The sequence below is a fragment of the Clostridium culturomicium genome (assembly GCF_000821305.1).
Taxonomy (GTDB): Bacteria; Bacillota; Clostridia; order Clostridiales; family Clostridiaceae; genus Clostridium_J; species Clostridium_J culturomicium.
Genome location: NZ_CCXK01000017.1, coordinates 283,231 through 302,327 on the forward strand (window position 1 = coordinate 283,231; position 19,097 = coordinate 302,327).

Annotated in this window: 21 protein-coding genes; 16 read left to right on the top strand and 5 right to left on the bottom strand. The window is 32.0% G+C overall.

Annotated features, from left to right (window positions below):
- The 6 genes from BN1075_RS13810 to BN1075_RS13835 all read left to right on the top strand — a co-directional run bounded on the left by BN1075_RS13810 (position 1) and on the right by BN1075_RS13835 (position 6,033).
- Positions 1–843, top strand: coding sequence for an ABC transporter permease (locus BN1075_RS13810; RefSeq protein WP_040193801.1), 843 nt, complete (start codon positions 1–3; stop codon positions 841–843).
- A gap of 10 nt (positions 844–853) precedes the next feature.
- Positions 854–1,861: an ABC transporter ATP-binding protein gene (locus tag BN1075_RS13815; protein WP_042387343.1), complete on the top strand. Its 1,008-nt coding sequence runs from the start codon at positions 854–856 to the stop codon at positions 1,859–1,861.
- Positions 1,851–2,810: an ABC transporter ATP-binding protein gene (locus BN1075_RS13820; protein WP_040193802.1), complete on the top strand. Its 960-nt coding sequence runs from the start codon at positions 1,851–1,853 to the stop codon at positions 2,808–2,810. Before BN1075_RS13815 ends, BN1075_RS13820 begins: the two co-directional genes overlap by 11 nt.
- A gap of 24 nt (positions 2,811–2,834) precedes the next feature.
- Positions 2,835–4,004, top strand: a complete 1,170-nt coding sequence (locus BN1075_RS13825) for a MalY/PatB family protein (protein ID WP_040193803.1) — start codon at positions 2,835–2,837, stop codon at positions 4,002–4,004.
- 24 nt (positions 4,005–4,028) lie between these two features.
- Positions 4,029–5,180 (top strand): double-cubane-cluster-containing anaerobic reductase, encoded by a 1,152-nt coding sequence (locus BN1075_RS13830; RefSeq protein ID WP_040193804.1) that lies wholly within the window; start codon positions 4,029–4,031, stop codon positions 5,178–5,180.
- 91 nt (positions 5,181–5,271) lie between these two features.
- Positions 5,272–6,033, top strand: coding sequence for an acyl-CoA dehydratase activase (locus tag BN1075_RS13835; protein WP_040193805.1), 762 nt, complete (start codon positions 5,272–5,274; stop codon positions 6,031–6,033).
- Positions 6,034–6,122: 89 nt separating this feature from the next.
- Here the strand turns inward: BN1075_RS13835 and BN1075_RS13840 are convergent, their stop codons facing one another.
- From BN1075_RS13840 to BN1075_RS13855, 4 genes are all read right to left on the bottom strand, one after another.
- Positions 6,123–7,142, bottom strand: a complete 1,020-nt coding sequence (locus BN1075_RS13840; protein WP_040193807.1) for a polyamine aminopropyltransferase — start codon at positions 7,140–7,142, stop codon at positions 6,123–6,125.
- A gap of 351 nt (positions 7,143–7,493) precedes the next feature.
- Positions 7,494–8,543, bottom strand: a complete 1,050-nt coding sequence (locus BN1075_RS13845) for a lysylphosphatidylglycerol synthase transmembrane domain-containing protein (RefSeq protein ID WP_040193808.1) — start codon at positions 8,541–8,543, stop codon at positions 7,494–7,496.
- Entirely contained in the window at positions 8,533–9,147 is a 615-nt protein-coding gene (locus tag BN1075_RS13850) for a polysaccharide deacetylase family protein (RefSeq protein ID WP_235777811.1), read from the bottom strand. The genes BN1075_RS13845 and BN1075_RS13850 overlap by 11 nt, the downstream gene beginning before the upstream one ends.
- Positions 9,137–10,312 carry an MGDG synthase family glycosyltransferase gene (locus BN1075_RS13855; protein WP_052406553.1) on the bottom strand — a complete coding sequence of 392 codons (1,176 nt, stop codon included), beginning with the start codon at positions 10,310–10,312 and terminating at the stop codon, positions 9,137–9,139. Before BN1075_RS13855 ends, BN1075_RS13850 begins: the two co-directional genes overlap by 11 nt.
- A 304-nt stretch (positions 10,313–10,616) precedes the next feature.
- On the opposite strand from BN1075_RS13855, the gene BN1075_RS22205 reads away from it, so the two are divergent.
- From BN1075_RS22205 to BN1075_RS13890, 10 genes are all read left to right on the top strand, one after another.
- The gene (locus BN1075_RS22205; RefSeq protein WP_235777812.1) at positions 10,617–11,159 is read left to right on the top strand and encodes a M20/M25/M40 family metallo-hydrolase; all 543 of its coding nucleotides are present in this window, start codon (positions 10,617–10,619) and stop codon (positions 11,157–11,159) included.
- Entirely contained in the window at positions 11,144–11,338 is a 195-nt protein-coding gene (locus tag BN1075_RS22210; protein ID WP_407637984.1) for a peptidase dimerization domain-containing protein, read from the top strand. Before BN1075_RS22205 ends, BN1075_RS22210 begins: the two co-directional genes overlap by 16 nt.
- A gap of 68 nt (positions 11,339–11,406) precedes the next feature.
- Positions 11,407–11,784: a zinc-binding metallopeptidase family protein gene (locus BN1075_RS22215; protein WP_235777813.1), complete on the top strand. Its 378-nt coding sequence runs from the start codon at positions 11,407–11,409 to the stop codon at positions 11,782–11,784.
- 156 nt (positions 11,785–11,940) lie between these two features.
- Positions 11,941–13,356, top strand: a complete 1,416-nt coding sequence (locus BN1075_RS13865) for an amino acid permease (protein ID WP_040193811.1) — start codon at positions 11,941–11,943, stop codon at positions 13,354–13,356.
- Between the two features lie 210 nt (positions 13,357–13,566).
- Positions 13,567–13,926 carry a CidA/LrgA family protein gene (locus BN1075_RS13870; RefSeq protein WP_040193812.1) on the top strand — a complete coding sequence of 120 codons (360 nt, stop codon included), beginning with the start codon at positions 13,567–13,569 and terminating at the stop codon, positions 13,924–13,926.
- A complete protein-coding gene (locus BN1075_RS13875; RefSeq protein ID WP_040193813.1) occupies positions 13,919–14,611 on the top strand; it encodes an LrgB family protein in 693 nt (230 codons plus the stop codon). Before BN1075_RS13870 ends, BN1075_RS13875 begins: the two co-directional genes overlap by 8 nt.
- 338 nt (positions 14,612–14,949) lie before the next feature.
- The gene (locus BN1075_RS13880) at positions 14,950–15,240 is read left to right on the top strand and encodes a FeoA family protein (RefSeq protein ID WP_235777814.1); all 291 of its coding nucleotides are present in this window, start codon (positions 14,950–14,952) and stop codon (positions 15,238–15,240) included.
- An 18-nt stretch (positions 15,241–15,258) separates the two neighbouring features.
- Entirely contained in the window at positions 15,259–17,259 is a 2,001-nt protein-coding gene (gene feoB / locus BN1075_RS13885) for a ferrous iron transport protein B (RefSeq protein WP_040193814.1), read from the top strand.
- 1 nt (position 17,260) lies between these two features.
- Positions 17,261–17,425: a FeoB-associated Cys-rich membrane protein gene (locus tag BN1075_RS21220; protein WP_081911604.1), complete on the top strand. Its 165-nt coding sequence runs from the start codon at positions 17,261–17,263 to the stop codon at positions 17,423–17,425.
- A gap of 164 nt (positions 17,426–17,589) precedes the next feature.
- A complete protein-coding gene (locus tag BN1075_RS13890) occupies positions 17,590–18,306 on the top strand; it encodes a DUF5714 domain-containing protein (RefSeq protein WP_040193815.1) in 717 nt (238 codons plus the stop codon).
- A gap of 2 nt (positions 18,307–18,308) precedes the next feature.
- Here BN1075_RS13890 and BN1075_RS20835 read toward each other — a convergent pair whose 3' ends face one another.
- Positions 18,309–19,025, bottom strand: coding sequence for a helix-turn-helix transcriptional regulator (locus BN1075_RS20835; RefSeq protein WP_052406554.1), 717 nt, complete (start codon positions 19,023–19,025; stop codon positions 18,309–18,311).
- Positions 19,026–19,097: the final 72 nt, after the last annotated feature.

Below are 19,097 nucleotides of genomic sequence, written 5' to 3' on the forward strand. Positions count from 1 at the left end.
ATGAGAGATAATTTTATATCAAGATTTAGAGTGTTATTAAAGCAGAATTATTTGGCTCAAGTTTGCCTAGGGCTTTTGGTTGTAATTGTTATAGGTTCAATAGCGGCACCATTATCTCCTTATGATCCAGATAAAATTAATTTAATGAGTAAATTTCAAAATCCTAGTTTCCAACATTGGTTTGGTACAGATAATTTAGGAAGAGATTATTTTACAAGGGCGTTATATGGTGGAAGAGTATCCTTAATAGTAGGTGCATGTTCAATGGCTGTATCAGTATTCTTTGGCTCAATAATTGGAACAATAAGCGGTTACGTTGGTGGAGTACTTGATAATCTTATAATGAGATGTATAGATATTTTTATGTCAGTGCCAAGCTTTTTACTTATTATTATCATAAATTCATTTATATCTCCAAGTATTGCTACCATGGTGTTTATCATTAGTTTATTTGCTTGGATGGGGGTTGCTAGAATTGTTAGAGCTGAAACCTTATCTTTAAAGGAGCGGGACTTTGTCATTGCTGCAAAGAACTTTGGAGCCAGTGACTTTTTTATAATATGTAGACATATATTCCCTAATTTAGCTTCTTCAATAATAGTTGCAGCAAGTGTGAGTATTGCTAAGGCAATACTTACAGAATCCAGCCTTAGTTTCTTAGGCTTTGGAGTGCAGCTTCCTAAATCATCATGGGGAAGCATGCTTCAAAATGCTCAAAGCCAAGTGTTGGATCTTCCATTTTTATCACTAATTCCAGGTGTTCTAATTTTGATTACAGTATTGAGCTTTAATATCCTTGGTGATGTATTGGCACAGGCTTTAGAGCCAAGAACAATGAAATAGGAGGCTTAGGATGGAAGAGTTATTAAAAGTAGATAATTTAAGTGTAGTCTATCACTCCAACAACGGAGATGTCCAGGCTGTAAGGCAAATATCATTTAATGTGAAGCCAGGAAGAACCATTGCCATAGTTGGGGAATCAGGATGTGGTAAATCAGCTACAGCAAAGGCATTGATGAAGCTAAATGATAATGGTCATGGAGAAATAAAGGAACATAGTAAAATAATCTATAAAGGTAAGGATATATTGAAATATTCAGATGAAGAAATGGCTACTTACCGTGGTGGTGAAGTTGCAATAATATTTCAGGATGCTCTTACAGCTTTAAATCCAACAATGAGGATTGGAAAACAGATTGCTGAAAATATTATTCTTCACAAAAAAGATATATCTAAAAAGCAGGCCATGCAGGAAGCAGTAAAACTTCTTGAGTATGTTGGTATTCCAGATCCAGTGAAAAGAGCTAGGCAATATCCACATGAGTTTTCAGGTGGTATGCGCCAAAGGGTTATGATTGCTATAGCCATAGCCTGCAGGCCAAATATACTTATTGCGGATGAACCAACAACGGCTTTAGATGTAACAATACAGGCACAGATAATAAAGTTATTAAAGGAACTACAAAATAGTTTAAATATGTCTATTATTTTAATCACCCATGACTTAGGGGTAGTAGCTGATATTGCTCATGATATAGCAGTGATGTATGGCGGAGAAATAGTTGAAATGGGGACCTGTGACGAAATTTTTTATGAGCCAAGACATCCTTATACAAAAGCACTGCTTAATTCAGTTACAAGGATTGATGAGAAAAAGAAAAGATTAGTTACCATTGAAGGGATGCCACCAAATTTAATAGATGATATTAAGGGATGTGCTTTCTATGATAGATGCACTTACTCCATGGAAAGATGCAGAAACTTTAAACCACAAAAGACTATTGTTTCAGACACTCATAACTTCGCTTGCTTTAGAGATATGAACACTGATAAAGAAGAGGAGGGGTTAGATGGAAGATAAAGTTTTATTGGAGGTAAAAGGACTGAAGAAATATTTTTCTATGGGACATAAACAGGACTTAAAGGCTGTTGATGATATTTCTTTTTATGTGAAAAAGGGAGAAACCTTAGGAGTAGTAGGAGAATCGGGAAGTGGTAAGACAACCTGTGGAAGATGTATAGCAGGGTTAAATCATATTACAGCAGGTGAAGTCATTTATGATGGAAAAAATGTAAAGAAGCTAAGGGGAAAAGAGAAAAAAAGATTTCATAAAGAGGTTCAAACAATTTTTCAAGATCCTTATTCCTCTTTAGATCCTAAAATGAAGGTTCAGGATATCATAAGTGAGGGAATGGTAATACATAAGCTATATGAAAATAATGAAGAGAGATTAAAGGCTGTGTATGAACTTATGGAGCTGGTAGGATTAAGTGCTAAACAAGGTGTTAGATATGCTCATGAATTTTCAGGAGGTCAAAGGCAAAGGATTGGTATTGCTAGAGCTTTGGCAGTGGAACCTAAACTTATAATTTGTGATGAACCAATTTCAGCCTTAGATGTTTCTATTCAAGCTCAAATCATTAACCTATTGATGGATTTACAAGAAAAAATGGGACTTACCTATCTATTTATTGCTCATGACTTATCTGTTGTAAGGCATATATCAAACAGGATAATTGTTATGTATTTAGGAAAAATCATGGAAATAAGCACTGCTGATGAGCTTTATGAAAAGCCACTACATCCTTATACTCAAGTTTTAATATCTTCAATTCCAATTCCAGATCCAAAGGTTGAACGTGAAAGGGAGAAGCTTGAGTTAGAGGGGGAAGTATCAAAGGTAGTTGGAAATGACCAGGGGTGTCGATTTAAGGATAGATGCAGATATGCCAGAGAAGTATGCAGCAAGGAAGCTCCAGAGCTTAGGGAAGTGGCTGATAACCACTTTGTTGCCTGTCATCTTTGTTAAGATTACTAATAAGGAGTGATATAAATGTATAATTTTGATGAAAAAGTAAATAGAAGAAATACAAATAGTTTAAAATGGGATTTAAATGGTAGAAGTTTTGGAAATGAAGATGCTGTATCCATGTGGGTTGCAGATATGGATTTTAAAGTATCACCACATATTATTGACGAAATGCAGAAGGTTATGGATGAAGGGATTTTTGGATACAGAATAACTCCAAAAGCTTATTATGACTCTATTATTAATTGGATGGGAAGAAGACATAATTACAAAGTAGAAAGAGAATGGATATGTTATGTACCTAATGTTGTGGCTGGACTAGCATTTGCGGTACAAGCTGTATCAGATATAGGAGACGAAGTTATAGTTCAAACCCCTGTATATGGTCCATTCTTTGAAGTGGTTAAAAATAATGGCCGTAAGCTTATTGAATGCCCTATGAAAAATGAAGATGGATATTACACCATGGATTTGAAGGCTTTTGAAGAAAGTATAACACCAAGAACCAAGGCAACAATTCTATGTAATCCTCACAATCCTACAGGAAGAGTGTGGAGTAAAAAGGAGCTTCAAGATTTTGCTGAAATTTGTTTAAAGTATAATATTTTTATTATTTCTGATGACATTCATTCAGAGTTAATAATGAAAGAACATGAGCATACATTTATTTCAACACTTTCCGAAGAAATAGCTAATAAGTGTATTGTTTGTACATCACCAGCAAAGGCTTTTAACTTAGCAAGTATTCATGTTGCAAACTGTATTATTAAAGATGAAGAGGTTAGAAAAAGATTTAAGAAGCCGATGCTTAATGCTCACTTATTTGGGGGGAATGCCTTTGTTGCAGCAGCATTAATAGGAGCTTATGATAAATCAGAACTCTGGCTTGATGAATTAATGGAGTACATTGAAGGGAATGTTGATTACTTTGTAAATTATATTAATAATGAAATTCCAAGATTAAAGGTACATAAACCAGAGGGTACTTATTTAATGTGGGTGGATTGTACAGATTTAAATATGTCACCGGAAGAGTTAAATGAGTTTATGATTAATAAATGCAATGTAATTCTTAATAAGGGTATTACCTTTGGAGAGCCAGGGAAATATTTTGTTAGATTTAATTTAGGGTGTAATAGACAGCAGATAAAAGATGTTTTAAAGGTTATTAAGGAACAAATTGAATTATTATAAATTATTTTTGAGAGGATGAGGGATATGGATTTAGTAAAAGATTTACCAGTAGTTTTTGAGGAGTTTGCAGAACAACGAAGAAATTCATTTTTAGCAATTAAGGAGATTAAGGATAAAGGTATTCCTGTAATAGGAGTATTTTGTACTTACTTCCCACAGGAACTAGCATTAGCTATGGGAGCAGCTGTAGTTGGGCTTTGTTCCATGTCAGATGAAACTATTCCAGAGGCAGAGAAAGATTTACCAAGTAATCTTTGTCCATTAATTAAGTCAAGCTATGGTTTTGCAAAAACAGATAAATGCCCATTTTTCTATTTTTCTGATTTAATTGTAGGAGAAACAACTTGTGATGGAAAAAAGAAAATGTATGAGTATTTAGGTGAATTTAAACCAGTACATGTTATGGAATTGCCTAACAGACAAAGTGAACAAGGGCTTCAGTTATGGAAGAGTGAAATAATAAGAATGAAGGAGTACCTTGAAGAAAAATTTAATGTTACTATCACGGAAGAAAATATTAGAGAAGCAATTAAAGTAAAGAATGAAGAAAGAAGAGCTTTAAAAGAATTATACGAAGTGATGAAGGCTGATCCTGTACCAATTGAGGGACAAAACTTGTTTAAGGTTCTTTATGGAAGTACATATAAATTTGACAAGGCTAGGATTCCAGGAGAAATTAGATCATTAGTATCAAAGATTAAAAGTGAATATGAGATAGAGCATAAGATTGCAAAGAAACCTAGAATATTAGTTACAGGATGTCCAATTGGTGGGGCTACAGAGAAGGTTATTAGAAGCATTGAAGAAAATGGAGGAGTAGTTGTAACTTATGAAAATTGTAGTGGAGCAAAGGCCATTGATGAATTAGTTGATGAAACAAATCCAGATGTTTATCAAGCACTAGCTGAAAGATATTTAAATATCGGATGCTCTGTAATGACTCCGAACCCAAAGAGATTAGAGCTGTTAGATAGATTAATTGACGAATATAAAGTTGACGGTGTTGTAGAAGTAGTTTTACAAGCATGTCATACCTATAATGTAGAAAGAATAGGAATTAAACGCTTCGTAAATGAGAAAAAAGGAAAGCCATATATAGGAATTGAAACTGACTATTCTATGTCAGATATAGGTCAATTAAATACTAGAATAGCTGCTTTTATTGAGATGCTTTAATAATGTAATCTTTATAGATATAAATATTACATTAAAAAGTGAAAGGTTGTCAAGAAATGGTTATTTTGCCTTAATGGAAGGTGGGAGATAAATGAATTATATCGGGATAGATATTGGTTCTACATCAGCCAAAACTGTAGTTATGAATGATGAAAAAGAGATAATTTTCAAATCAGTAATTCCTACGGGGTGGAGCAGTGTAGATACTGCAGAATATATTAAAAGTCAGTTGATGGAAAAAGGCATAACAAAGGAAAATTCAAAGGTTGTTGCAACAGGTTATGGAAGAGTTTCAGTACCCTATGCAGATAAAGCCTATACAGAAATTACGTGCCACGGTAAGGGGGCAGCATATATTTATGAAGACAGGTGTACTGTTATAGATATAGGTGGACAAGACACTAAGGTTATAAACTTAGAAGGTGGAGTTGTTACTGATTTTATTATGAATGATAAATGTTCGGCTGGCACAGGAAGATTTCTTGAAATAATGGCAAATACATTGGGGGTCAGCCTTAATGAACTTAGTAGCCTTGCAAGGAACGGTAAGGGAGTATCAATTAGTTCAATGTGTACTGTATTTGCTGAATCAGAAGTTATAAGTTTAATTGGAGCAGGCACTAAAAGAGAAGATATTGCCTTTGGAATAACAGATTCAATTGTTAATAAAGTGAAGGCTATCTGCTTCAAACAGAGAAATACAGGGAATTATTATCTCACAGGAGGCCTATGTGAAAACCAGTTTATCTTAGAAAGCTTATCAAAGAAGCTTGGATCAGAGGTTAAAGCAAAGCCATTAGGAAGATATGCTGGAGCAATTGGAGCTGCATTAATGTGTGAAAAACTTAAATAGTCTATTTAGTCAAGTGTAAACTTGAACAATGAATGGAGAATAATAGAAAATGAACATGCTGACAGCATACAGCTGACAGCATGTTCATTTTATTGTGCAAGAATTTCTCTTAGAACCTTTTTATTATGGATAAAATAAAGTAGTTCTTCTTCTGTTGTAACAATGTCAGTATTTCTTTTAAAGTACTTATTTACCTTTTTGGCAAGGGTTCTAGATTGATTGTCCAGAGATGATATAAACGTAGAAATACTTTTATTTTCATACAAAGTAAAGAGGTAGGGAGCTATGATATTTTTAAGAGAGTAGAGAATGGAGTCCTCTATCCAATAATCAACATGAGAAAGATTTACTTTTTTCTCCATGAGTTTTGTGTATAATGCTAGACCATCTTCTGTGGATTCCCAAAAGTCTGCATATACATAATCAAACTTCTTTAAAAAATCTTCGGTGAAATAGTCCATAGCATTTCCATGAATAATTTCAAGTTTTTTATTAGTTTTAAATTGGGGTTTTATGTATTTTTCAAATAAATCTATAACATCTTTATTGAATTCCACAATAGTAACGCTTTCTACGTCATCTTTAAGAAGCCAAAGATATGGTAATACACCTATACCTAATCCAAGAGTGAGACATTTTCCATGGCCTTTTTCAAGTCCATCATTCATGCTGGTTATTTCACTTATAGCAGGTGACATCCATACTCGATTTTTATCCTTCAACACTTGTAAATTAATATCTGAATCAAAGTAACCAAGGGGATGATAATGGAAGAGATATTTTCCGAGAGTTTTATGAAAATCCATGTTCATTAAGGTTCTTTTCTTAATGATCGAGTTTTCATACCAAACAGTATCAGTTAATACATTTTCAAATTTGATATTTTTATAATAAGGGTTGTTTGTAAGGCGCTTTAAGTCATATTTCAAACCTTCATGAGGTACTTTATATTTTTTTAGAATTTTTATAAGTTCCTTTTCACTTTGTGGAGTAAGTACTGAATCTGTGTAGTTAAGAATATCGGTAAGATAATTATTCATGTCAACCATTGATAAGATTAGATTTTTCATGGTTAAATCAATCTCTGCATTTTTTTCAAAATTAATCATTTAATTTATTAATAAACCTCCAGTTTTGTTTCATTTATTTTTTATGGCATTATTTATACTCAGTTTTCCTACCATAAAAATATAGTAGTTCGCAACAATAGTACTATTATTTTTGTTGCGAACTATGGGGTACAAGTTGAGTTTATCAAAATTAAATTTTTTTCATAAGTGAACAATTTGTAAAGTTTTTCAAAAAGATAATTTTAAATTTATGACCTTACGGGAATAGAGATATTATTTTAAGTTATGAAAAGTATACTTAAAAGTACTATAATATTATAAGGTTACAATGTTTTGAAACTATAATTAAAGATTATAGATTTAATTATAAGGAGGTTTTAGAGGCGAAAATTAATCTAGATTTATTATGGGTGCTGTATTTTTATTTAATTTAAGCTGCAGATACATTACACCAAGACCACTGATTAAAATCATTAAATAGAAACTGATTCCTCTGCTTAAAATCATAGCTGAGCTTAGTAGCTGAACAGGGAAAAGGGTTTTAAAGAATATGAGAAAACCACCTTCGCCAATACCAACAGCTCCAGGGAAAGGAAGGGCTGCTCCAGCTATATATAAGGCTGCTTGAATTCCTATAAATTGGAGTAAGGTTCCTGAAGATAATCCAAAGGCCTTATAAACCCAATAAGGTACACTGTGAAAGGCTGCTATTTGAATAACAACAATTATAATTGTTTCTATGATGAATTTTTTATCATTCTTAATACACTCAGCACCTTGTTTATATCTTTCAATTTCGGTTAAGGCATTTTTCTTAAAGATTTCTGCTTTTTCTGCATTGAATTTTTTTAAAATAGATACACATAGATTAACACCTTGATATATAAGCTTTTTAGAAAAAATCGCAATGAGTAATAAGAAAAGGAATATCATATTTAAAAAAATACCTAAATATAAAAGAATACTGAATTCACCAAGTGTGGTATTGAAAAATTTAAAGTTAAATATTAAACTGATTATCGCCATGGAGGAAGTAACCAATTGATATGCTGCAATTGAAATCATAATAGCAAGCATGGCATTAGAAATTTTTATCTTTCTTTTATGCATAAAGTAAATCTGCATTGGCTGACCACCTGTAGCAGCTGGGGTTATGGAGCTGAAGAAAACACCAGCAAAGGAGTATTGAATACATTGAAATAAGGTTGAGTCTTCTTTAACTTGTTTTAAACAACGCTTAATATTTAAAGCTTCACAGAAAACCATTAAAAGCATAGCTCCAATTCCCATGGCAATATATCCTAGGTTTACATGGGAAATGGCACTTGTAATTTCTTTAACATTACCGTTTATAATAAAAATTTTAAAGGTGATAGCCGCAAAAATTATAAATAATCCACCATTTTTAAGAAGATTCCATAGCTTTGTTTTAGTACTCATATAATTCCTCCAGGGTTCCAAAGGTAAAGCCACGAGATCTCCAAATAGGAATAACTATTTCTAAGGCTTCAACAGTTCTCTTTGGAGCTTCATTTTTACCTCTTCCATCATGTAAGCAGATGATATCTCCCATCTCTGTTTTTTCAAGTAATCTATTAGCAATTTCCTCTGAAGTAATATTTGCTTTCCAATCTCCAACAATTACATTCCAAAGAACAGGAGTTAAATCAAGAGATTTAAATTCTTTAATTCCAGATAAACTGAAATGGCCCCAAGGTGGTCTGAAAAACTTAGGCTTTACTCCAAGTTTTTTTAAAATATCCATACTTTTAGAGAAATCTTTTTTAATATTCCATGGTGTTTGAAGAATTTCATTTTTATGACTTAAAGAATGAAGTCCTATAATATGACCATCTGATTTAATATTAGAAATAAGTGCAGGGTGCTTTTCAGCAAAATTTGCAACTACAAAAAAAGTTGCAGGAATATTATTTTCTTTAAGGACTCTTAGAACTTCTTTAGTATATTTTTCATCAACGCCATCATCAAAGGTCAAATATATATTCTGGTTAGTGCGAGTATTTCTAAAATTTCTATTTAACACTCTGTATAGCAAAGTAGGAACTAGCCCATAAATCGTTAGAGAAAGCAGGATAATAATCATCACTAAAATCAGCCACATTAATCTTCACATTCCTTTCAAATATATTTTTAAGCTTAGAATCAGTTATTTCATTTCGGATTAATTCCATATTTGACTTATATTCATTTAGAAGTTCATTATTATTTACTAAATTGATTATATCTTTAGATAGATTTATATTATTTTTCCAAACAATCTTACCAAGATGCATTTTTTCTATAAACATTGCATTACCAATTTCTTGAGATAAAATTGGGTTCATTACATATAAAGGAGTTGAGCAGTAAATTGCTTCAAAAGTAGAAATTCCACCAGGCTTTGTAATGAGTAAATCAGAACGCTGCATATACTTATAAACTTCTTTCGTATAACCAATGACTTCTATTTCAGGATATTCTTCTTTAAGAAGTGTATATAATTTTTTATTTTTGCCAGTTATGACAGTAATATGAATACTATCAGTTTTACATAGGTTTTCTAAAATATCATTTAAATCTGGAATTATACCAAGTCCTCCACCCATAATTAGAATTTCTTTTTTAGTGTTATGGGTAGTTAAAGCAATTTCATCTTTAAAAAGACTTGCCTTTTTAAAGCATTGTCGTACAGGTATACCGTTAATAATAATTTTATTTGAAGAAATTCCTTTTGAAATTAGTAGTTCCTTTGTAGGCTCACCTGCAACAAAATATAAATCAGTTCCATTAGTAATCCATCCGTCATGAGCTTGTACGTCTGTAATGTATGTGTATAGAGGGATGGAATCTTCATATATATTCTTATAGTCCGAAACATATCTGCTTGCGGCTGACCAGGTAGCGATTATCAAATCAGGCTTCTGGTTATTTATTAAAGAATTTATCTTTTTTGTGGCTCTTTTTATAAATAAGGAATTTTCATTGTTAGATACATGACTGTTTATTCCGTTGAACATTCCAGGAAAATTACAAATAAAAAAATTAAAAAGTCCGTATATTAAATTACTTATTAAAGGAAATAAAACTGTCATTATATCTACAATTTCAATGGTAGCCTTGGAGCCAGATGCTAAAAGCTCATCCTTTACAGCCTCAGCAGCACTTTGGTGTCCCATACCAAATCGACTTGTTAAAATAAGAATTTTCATGTAGAGTCTCCTTTCTTTTAAGTATGAGGAAAGTTTTAATATAGTATAGCTTTTCCCTGCACACTTTTATCTACAATTTTATTTTACGCCATAAATCTTAAGGTTAAATTTAGTAAATCTTAAGATTTCTTAACAATTGAAGATTTATAAAAAGTTAATAAGGTTATGAACTGTTATGACTAAAGGGATAAAGAAGGCGAATTAAAAGGAATAAGAAAGTGTTTGTGGAATAACTTTTATATAGAGTTAATGGAGATAGAATATTATATTTCAGAACTAGTATTTAAGGTTTGAAGGGATAAATATGGATTGCAGATCTGATGATTCTATTAAAAATTATGTTAATGACAATATGGAGGAAGCTATAATTTTATTAGAAACCCTAGGAAAGATTCCAGCACCAAGTAATCATGAGAAGAAGAGGGCAGAATTTTGTAAGGAGTGGTTCGTAAATCAAGGAGCAGAGAAGGTTTATATTGATGATGCTTTAAATGTTATATGTGAAATAGGTTGTGAAGAACACGGAGATATAGTTGTTTTTATGGCTCATACAGATGTGGTATTCCCGGATAATCAGGAACTTCAAATGAAAAGAGAGGGGAATATTTTATATGCTCCAGGCATTGGTGATGATACAGCTAATCTTATTAATTTAATGATGGGAACAAAGTACTTTCTTAAAAATAAAGTTGCAACAAAGAAGGGGATTCTTATTGTGGCTAACTCAGGAGAAGAAGGTATGGGGAATTTAAAGGGGTGTAAGGAGATATTTAAAAATTATGGTTCAAGAATAAAGGAAGTTTATTCCTTTGACTGTTATCTAGGCAATGTATCACGGATCCAGTAGGGTCATGTAGATATAAGGTTACGATAAAGGCCAAAGGGGGACATTCTTACGCAGATTTTAGAAATGAAAATGCTATTTTTACTATGTCATATTTAATACAAGAATTATATAAAATTAAAGTAACAAAAGAAGCAAAAACTACTTATAATGTAGGCTCATTGAAGGTGGAACTACCATAAATTCCATTGCACAGGAATGTTCAATTTTATATGAATATCGTTCTTCTAGTGATAAATGTTTAAAAACCATGGAAAATAATTTTTATAAGATTATTAATGATTTCAAGGAAAAGGGAAAAATGATTGAAATTGAAGTTTTAGGAGTCAGACCTGGTATGGGACAGATCGATGAAGAAGCTTTTGAAAGGTGGACTAACAATAATGTTTCTATAATAAAGAAATATTTTAATGGTGATGTAAAGCTTGGAACGGCTTCAACAGATGCAAATATACCTTTATCCATGGGTGTTATGGCAAATACTATCGGAACAATTGATGGTGATGATGCACATAAAAGGGAAGAATGGGTTGATTTAAATAGTATTCCTATGGGGTTAAGTATTGTACTTGAACTGATGCTGCAATATGCCGGTGGGGTATGGAAAAATGATATAAGCATACATTAGTATATTTTTTCACGTAGATTGAATAATTAAAATTAAATTACAGAATATATGGTTATAGTGTGGCGGTAAAATGTCACTACCTACATTGAATAAGTCTTGGGGAGGATACTCAGGGCTTATTTTAATTTTACAAAGGATAAATTAAAGGAGAAAATTATGGGAGATAATAAAAAAATAGGGATTTGGTCATTAGTAATGATGATATTTGTGCCTACATTTAATTTTATAAATATTGCAAGTAACGCCGTATATTTGGGACCAGCAGCAATTCCATCATGGATCATTGTATCGTTGTTGTTTTTTTTACCCCTTTGTGGAATAATTGCAGAAATGGCTTCAGCTAATAGGGATAAGGATGGTGGAATTTATACCTGGGTTAATGAAGCTATTGGTGAACAATGGGCATTTGTTGGAACCTGGTCATACTTTATAGGGATTTTATTTTTTCTTCAGATGGCATTCTCTAGAATACCAGTGGCAGCTTCCTGGGCACTTTTTGGTAGAAATATTTTCAATAATTCTAATGCATATTTACTTCCTATACTATCCATATTCATTTGTGTTTCCATGACTTATATAGCCACTATAGGAGTAAATAAGTTTTCAAAGCTTGCAGACTTTGGAGGAAAGTTTACACTTGCTGCAACTTTTATTTTTGTGCTTATGTCAATTGTGGGCTTTTTAATTGGAAAGCCATCAGCAACAGTTTTTACAGCTAAGACTTTAATACCCAAATTTGATGTTAGTTACTTTTCTACTTTTTCTTGGCTACTTTTTGCGGTATCAGGTGCTGAGGTTGCGGGGACATATATAAAAGAAACAGAAAATTCTAAAATAGCATTTCCTAAAGCTATGGTAAGAGGAACAGTCCTTATTGCATTATCTTATATTTTGGGCTCTGTTGCCATTCAGCTTATTGCTTCACCAGAAGTTTTGGAGAATGCTGGATTAAAGGATGCAGCATTTGTGGTATATCATGTATTAGCTGAGAACTTTGGGTTAAGTGGTAAGATTATTGTTCAGATATATGCTGCCATCAATTTAATTACTTCAATTGCAGCATATATTATATGGATGGAATCACCTATAAGAGCTATGTTTAGCGAAGTTCCAGAAGGAACCTTTCCAAAATTTTTAACGGTAAAGAGAGAAGATGGAACATTGGTAAATGCTCTTTGGACTCAATGCTTAATATTAGTGGTTTTAACAGCAATACCATTATTTGGACTTAACTCTATAGACAATTTTTTTGAGCTTCTTACTGATTTGTCTGCTTTAACTGTTGTTATTCCATATATAGTTTTAAGTGTTGCATACATATCTTTTCGAAGAACTAATAAGGATATAGATTTCAAATTTTTTAAAAGTAACTGGATGGCCTATGCTGTAGCATTGATTGTTTTTGTTTTATCATGTGCAGGTTTCTTTGGTGCAGGACTTGATTATGTTGTGGGAAGCACAGGTAAGGAAGCTACGGCACTTATTATTAAAACTTATGGAGGACCTATAATTTTAATTACAGTAGGACTTCTAATAAAATATTTTAGTAAAAGAGTTTATGAAAATAATTAAATATTATCTATCATTATATAAAAAAGATATAGGAGTTATTAGTTATTATACTAATTATCCTATATCTTTTTTTATATTTTTAAGAAGTTTTCTAATGTTTTATGTATTTTTTTAGATTAATTTGATTGAAACTCGTAGACAATAGTGAGATTATATAATAGGACTTACGTTTAGAATTTCATTCATTGAAGAGAAAGAAGGTAATAACACATGAGATATATGCGTCAGTTTGGAACCATATTAGGAGTAACCTGTGCAGGAGAAATTTTAAAGTATTATATTAATCTGCCAATACCGGCAAGTATTTATGGATTAATTATAATGCTAATCCTCTTAATAACAGGCATTATAAAGGTGGAAAATGTAAAAAGTGTAGCTACTTTTCTTATTGAAATTATGCCTTTAATGTTTATACCTGCAGCAGTAGGATTACTTACATCTTGGGAGCAGCTTGAAGGCATTCTCCTTCCTGTTTGCATAATAACTGTTGCAACGACAATTATTGTTATGATTGTGTCAGGAAAAGTAACAGATTTTGCTTTGAAAATGGGAGGAAATAAAGATGAATAATTTAATATCTGATTCAGCAGTTATAGGTGTAATACTTAGTATTATGGGGTATGAGCTTGGACTTTATTTAAAGAAAAAATTTAATTATGCTATCTTAAATCCGTTATTAATTTCAATTATATTTGTAATGATATTTTTAGTAGTATTTAAGGTTGATTATGAAAGCTATAACATCAGTGCAAAGTATTTAAGTTATTTATTAACACCAGCTACAGTATGTCTTGCAGTACCACTATATGAACAACTTCAGTTATTAAAGGAAAATTTTGTAGCTATTATGGTTGGTATTTTTTCAGGAGTTTTAACAAGTATGGCAAGTGTTTGGGGATTAGCCATGGTGTTTAATCTTTCACATGAGCAGTATGTAACGCTTCTTCCCAAATCTATAACTACAGCAATTGGAATAGGGCTTTCAGAGGAATTAGGAGGAATGGTTACTATTACAGTAGCGGTAATAATTATAACTGGTATCTTAGGAAATATCATTGCTGAATTCATATGCAGAATATTTAAGATAAGAAGCTCAATAGCAAAAGGAATTGCAATTGGAACATCAGCCCATGCTATTGGAACAGCTCGTGCTATGGAAATGGGAGAAGTTGAAGGGGCTATGAGCAGTCTTTCAATTGCAGTTTCAGGATTGTGTACAACCATTGCTGTATCAATTTTTGCTAATTTAATTTAAGGTCAGATCATATATTTTAATCTGGAGAAAAATATAATTTGAAAGTAATTAGCTTTATCAAGAAACTATTTATAAAGTAATTTCTATCAAAGATTAAACAAAAACTGTAGTAAAGAGTTCTTTGCTACAGTTTTTATTTATATCATAACTATTCCTTGAGGGGAGGTAGAGGGGGTATTTAAAATAAGATAGTAATATATATAAGTTAATATTGATACTATATTTTATTTGAAAAATATTATCAATTACCATTGACAATTGGTGAAAATTAAAATAATATAATATTAAGATGATATTGAGAGTTAATTTCAATTAATAAAAATATGGAGGTTAATTACATGGAAGGGGTATTAAAAAGATCATTTTTTTCAAGAATAATGGGAATGGCAGATAGAGATTCAGTAGTTAAAAATCTTAGCCAAGGAAAAATTAATAGGAATTATAGAATTGAGGCAATTAAGAGCTCGGATGAGGAGCTTACAAACTTTTTATTTTCATTAGGATGCTATGAGGGAGAAGTGATTACTTTAATATCTGTTATTTGTGATAACTATGTAATTAACATTAAGGATGCAAGATACAGCATAGATAAAGAATTAGCCAGTGCGGTAATGGTTGAAGAAATATAAATTAGTAGGAGGAAGTTTATGAAGATAGCGTTAACAGGAAATCCTAACAGCGGAAAAACAACATTATTTAATCTTCTAACAGGTGGAAGTGAGAAGGTTGGTAACTGGGCAGGAGTTACCGTTGATAAAAAGGAAGGCGAATTAAAAAAAGCTTTAAACAAAAGTGGCAAATCAATAAAAATTATTGATTTACCAGGAGCTTATTCAATGTCTCCATTTACAAGTGAAGAAAGTGTAACAAGAGATTTTATAAAAAATGAAAATCCAGATGTTATTGTTAATATAGTCGATGCTACAAATTTAAGCAGAAGTTTATTTTTTACTACACAATTATTAGAGCTTAATATACCTGTAGTAATAGCGTTAAATAAAAGTGATATAAATAGAAAACAAGGTACAATAATTGATATCAAAACACTTGAGAATGTTTTAGGATGTAATGTTGTAGAAACAGTTTCAATAGCAGGTAGTGATAATGGAATAGAACAGCTTATAAAAGAAGCAGAGAAGACAATTGGTAAAACGCAAAAGTCACCTTTTAATGGACATGATGTTGATATGTCAAATAAGAAGGCGGTAGAGGAAAATGATAGAAAAAGATATGATTTTGTTAAGGAAATTGTTGAAAAGGCTGAGAATAGAAAAGTTCAAAGCAAGGAGATTACAAAACAAGATAAGGCTGATAGAGTATTAGCACATAAATGGCTGGGGTTACCAATATTTGCTGTGGTTATGTGGGCAGTATTTGCATTATCTCAAACCTATGTAGGACCATTCATAGCAGATATACTTGTTGGATGGATAGATAAGCTTTATGTATTTGTAGAAGGGATTCTTGGTTCTGGAGTATCACCAGTACTAAGTTCAATATTACTTGATGGTATGATTGGTGGAGTTGGAGCGGTTATAGGATTCTTACCATTAATTATGGTTTTATTCTTTTTAATTGCTTTACTTGAGGACTGTGGTTATATGGCTAGAATTGCTATCGTAATGGACAGATTCTTTAAGGGGATTGGTCTTAGTGGAAAGAGTATAATCCCAATGATAATTGGAACAGGATGTGCAATTCCTGGAATTATGTCTACAAGAACAATAAAAAATGAAAGACAAAGAAGAACAACAGCTATGCTTACACCATTTATGCCATGTGGGGCAAAGCTGCCTGTAATTGCTTTATTTGCAGGAGTATTCTTTAATGATGCATCATGGGTTGGTACAGCAATGTACTTTATGGGAATCTTCCTTATAATAATTGGAGCTTTAATAGTAAGAAAAATTACTGGAGAAACAGATGAGAAATCTTTCTTCATTATGGAGTTACCTCCATATAAATTTCCAAGCATTAAGAGAGCTGCAATATCAATGTTTTCAAGAGGTAAGGCTTTCATAGTTAAAGCAGGTACAATTATACTACTTTGCAACACTGTAATTCAAATTATGCAGACATTTAACTGGAGATTTGAGTTAGTTGCAGAAGGTGCACAAAACACAAGTATTTTGGCAACGATCGCTTCACCATTTGCTTTTTTACTAATTCCTCTTGGATTTGGGGTATGGCAATTAGCTGCAGCAGCAATTACTGGTTTTATAGCAAAGGAAAATGTTGTTGGAACTTTAGCAGTTGTATATTCAATTACAAACTTTATAGATGTGGAAGAGTTAGCTTTAGTATCAGGAGTAACAGAAGTATCACAAATCATGGGACTAACTTCTGTGGCAGCACTTTCATACTTGATGTTTAACTTGTTTACACCACCTTGCTTTGCTGCTATAGGTGCAATGAACTCAGAGATGGAAGATAAAAAATGGTTGTGGGGCGGAATTGCCTTCCAATTTGCAACAGGATACACAATATCCTTCCTAACATATCAAATTGGAACCTTTATAACTACAGGAGCTGTAGGCGTTGGATTTATACCAGGAGCAGTAGCGGTAGCTGCAATAGCTGGGGTTATAATCTATTTGATGAAAAAAGGAAGTGAAAAGAAAGTAAATGAAATAAGTGTGGGTGTATAGTATGGAAAATATAATTGTTTTATTGGTAATAGCAGTTATTGTTGGTCTTTCAGTTTGGAAAGTTATATCTGAAAAAAGAAAAGGTGTAAAATGTATAGGTTGTCCACACGGTAAGAGCTGTAGCAGTGGATGCAATAGTTACGATTTACATTTAAAGAAAGAATAAATATATTTTAGTTGAAAAGATTGATTCTATTAATATAAGAGTCAATCTTTTTTGTGAAGATATAATTTAGTGCCTTGACCAATATTAGTCAAGGTATTTTCATTTTCTCTGAAATAAGATAAAATAAAAGTACATTAAAGGAAAAATAAGGGTAGGGGATAAAGATGAATTTTAAAAATAATTGCATCATATGTAATAAAGACCTTATGTATTTAAAGGAGCCAAAAGAACACAAGTGTATGATCTGTGGAAAAGAGTTCCTTGTTGATTCTATATGTGAAGATGGCCATTATGTTTGTGATAGCTGTCATTCAAAGGATGGAGCTGCTATGATAAAGGAAATTTGTATTCATAGCAGTGATAAAAATCCTATTAAACTAATGGAGAAAATTATGAAGGAACCGTCCATACATATGCATGGACCAGAGCATCATGTTTTGGTTGGAGCAGCTATTTTAACTGCATACAAAAATTGCGGTGGAAATATTGAGTTAAAATCAGCATTATTTGAAATGGTAAGAAGGGGACAACAAGTTCCAGGTGGGGTTTGCGGTTTCTGGGGCTGCTGTGGGGCAGCAGTAAGCGCTGGGATAGCAGTGAGTATTATTACAGGGTCTACTCCTTTAAAAAATGAGGAATGGAAGCTGTCTAACTTAATGACCTCTAAGGCATTGAAGGCCATTGGAGAATTTGGGGGGCCACGCTGCTGTAAGAGAGATTCCTTTACTGCTGTGAATGAAGCTTGTGATTTTATTGAAGACAATTTAAAGGTGAAAATAGAAACTCAGGAAGCAATAAATTGTAAGTTCTCGATGTATAACCAACAATGTATAAAAGGTAGGTGTCCATATTTTAATAGATTAAAAGGAGTCATAGTGTAAAGCTATGACTCCTTTATTGTTCTATATTCTAGTGGTGATACTCCAACATGTTTTTTAAAACTTCTGCAGAAATAGCTTTGGCTTTGGTAGCCCATTGAAAGGGCGATATCTAAAATTGAAGAAGTTGAATTTCGTAATAGTTTTTTACTATTTTCAATTCTGTATAGATTTAAATAGGTTATGAAGGAATGACCAGTTTCTTTTTTAAAAATATTACAGAAGTAACTTTTACTAATATTAATTTCAGCACATATTTGCTGTACATTTAAGTTTTTAGCAAAGTCTTTATGCACTATTTCTAGTGCTTGCTTTACACAAGGGGAGTAGTTTTTATTGAAGTTTTCCATAATATTTGCATAAATTAAAGATAAAAACTGGGTTAAATAATTAATACATTTTTTAGTTCTGCAGGGAGCTTCATTTAAGGTTAGAGTTGCAGCTATTTTTATTGGTCCAATAATAAAGTAATAATCTTCAGTTTCTCTAGGCTGTTTCCTTATATAAGTTGCAATCATTGAATTATCTTCATTTAGACTTATACAGTTGCATGTAGGGTTTATTAAACATAGTTTATTTTTGCCATAAATTGGAGATAGCGGTTTTTTTGTGTTATCAGTATGTCCTAATTCATAAATAGAATTAAATGCATTATCTGTTACCATTATAGGGATGTGAGTGGAATCATAAAAAATATTGCAAATTTCTTTAATTAAGCACATAAGTAGCTCCTTATATAGTAATTATTGATAGAATATCTTATTTGTTTCAATGCTAATTAAAATCCTTTCTAT

Bases quoted from the DNA above. Each gene is read 5' to 3' on its own strand.
- BN1075_RS13810 (WP_040193801.1), top strand. From the start codon at position 1: ATGAGAGATAATTTTATATCAAGATTTAGAGTGTTATTAAAGCAGAAT.
- BN1075_RS13815 (WP_042387343.1), top strand. From the start codon at position 854: ATGGAAGAGTTATTAAAAGTAGATAATTTAAGTGTAGTCTATCACTCC.
- BN1075_RS13820 (WP_040193802.1), top strand. From the start codon at position 1,851: ATGGAAGATAAAGTTTTATTGGAGGTAAAAGGACTGAAGAAATATTTT.
- BN1075_RS13825 (WP_040193803.1), top strand. From the start codon at position 2,835: ATGTATAATTTTGATGAAAAAGTAAATAGAAGAAATACAAATAGTTTA.
- BN1075_RS13830 (WP_040193804.1), top strand. From the start codon at position 4,029: ATGGATTTAGTAAAAGATTTACCAGTAGTTTTTGAGGAGTTTGCAGAA.
- BN1075_RS13835 (WP_040193805.1), top strand. From the start codon at position 5,272: ATGAATTATATCGGGATAGATATTGGTTCTACATCAGCCAAAACTGTA.
- BN1075_RS13840 (WP_040193807.1), bottom strand. From the start codon at position 7,142: ATGATTAATTTTGAAAAAAATGCAGAGATTGATTTAACCATGAAAAAT.
- BN1075_RS13845 (WP_040193808.1), bottom strand. From the start codon at position 8,543: ATGAGTACTAAAACAAAGCTATGGAATCTTCTTAAAAATGGTGGATTA.
- BN1075_RS13855 (WP_052406553.1), bottom strand. From the start codon at position 10,312: ATGAAAATTCTTATTTTAACAAGTCGATTTGGTATGGGACACCAAAGT.
- BN1075_RS22205 (WP_235777812.1), top strand. From the start codon at position 10,617: ATGGATTGCAGATCTGATGATTCTATTAAAAATTATGTTAATGACAAT.
- BN1075_RS22215 (WP_235777813.1), top strand. From the start codon at position 11,407: ATGGAAAATAATTTTTATAAGATTATTAATGATTTCAAGGAAAAGGGA.
- BN1075_RS13865 (WP_040193811.1), top strand. From the start codon at position 11,941: ATGGGAGATAATAAAAAAATAGGGATTTGGTCATTAGTAATGATGATA.
- BN1075_RS13870 (WP_040193812.1), top strand. From the start codon at position 13,567: ATGAGATATATGCGTCAGTTTGGAACCATATTAGGAGTAACCTGTGCA.
- BN1075_RS13875 (WP_040193813.1), top strand. From the start codon at position 13,919: ATGAATAATTTAATATCTGATTCAGCAGTTATAGGTGTAATACTTAGT.
- BN1075_RS13880 (WP_235777814.1), top strand. From the start codon at position 14,950: ATGGAAGGGGTATTAAAAAGATCATTTTTTTCAAGAATAATGGGAATG.
- feoB (WP_040193814.1), top strand. From the start codon at position 15,259: ATGAAGATAGCGTTAACAGGAAATCCTAACAGCGGAAAAACAACATTA.
- BN1075_RS21220 (WP_081911604.1), top strand. From the start codon at position 17,261: ATGGAAAATATAATTGTTTTATTGGTAATAGCAGTTATTGTTGGTCTT.
- BN1075_RS13890 (WP_040193815.1), top strand. From the start codon at position 17,590: ATGAATTTTAAAAATAATTGCATCATATGTAATAAAGACCTTATGTAT.
- BN1075_RS20835 (WP_052406554.1), bottom strand. From the start codon at position 19,025: ATGTGCTTAATTAAAGAAATTTGCAATATTTTTTATGATTCCACTCAC.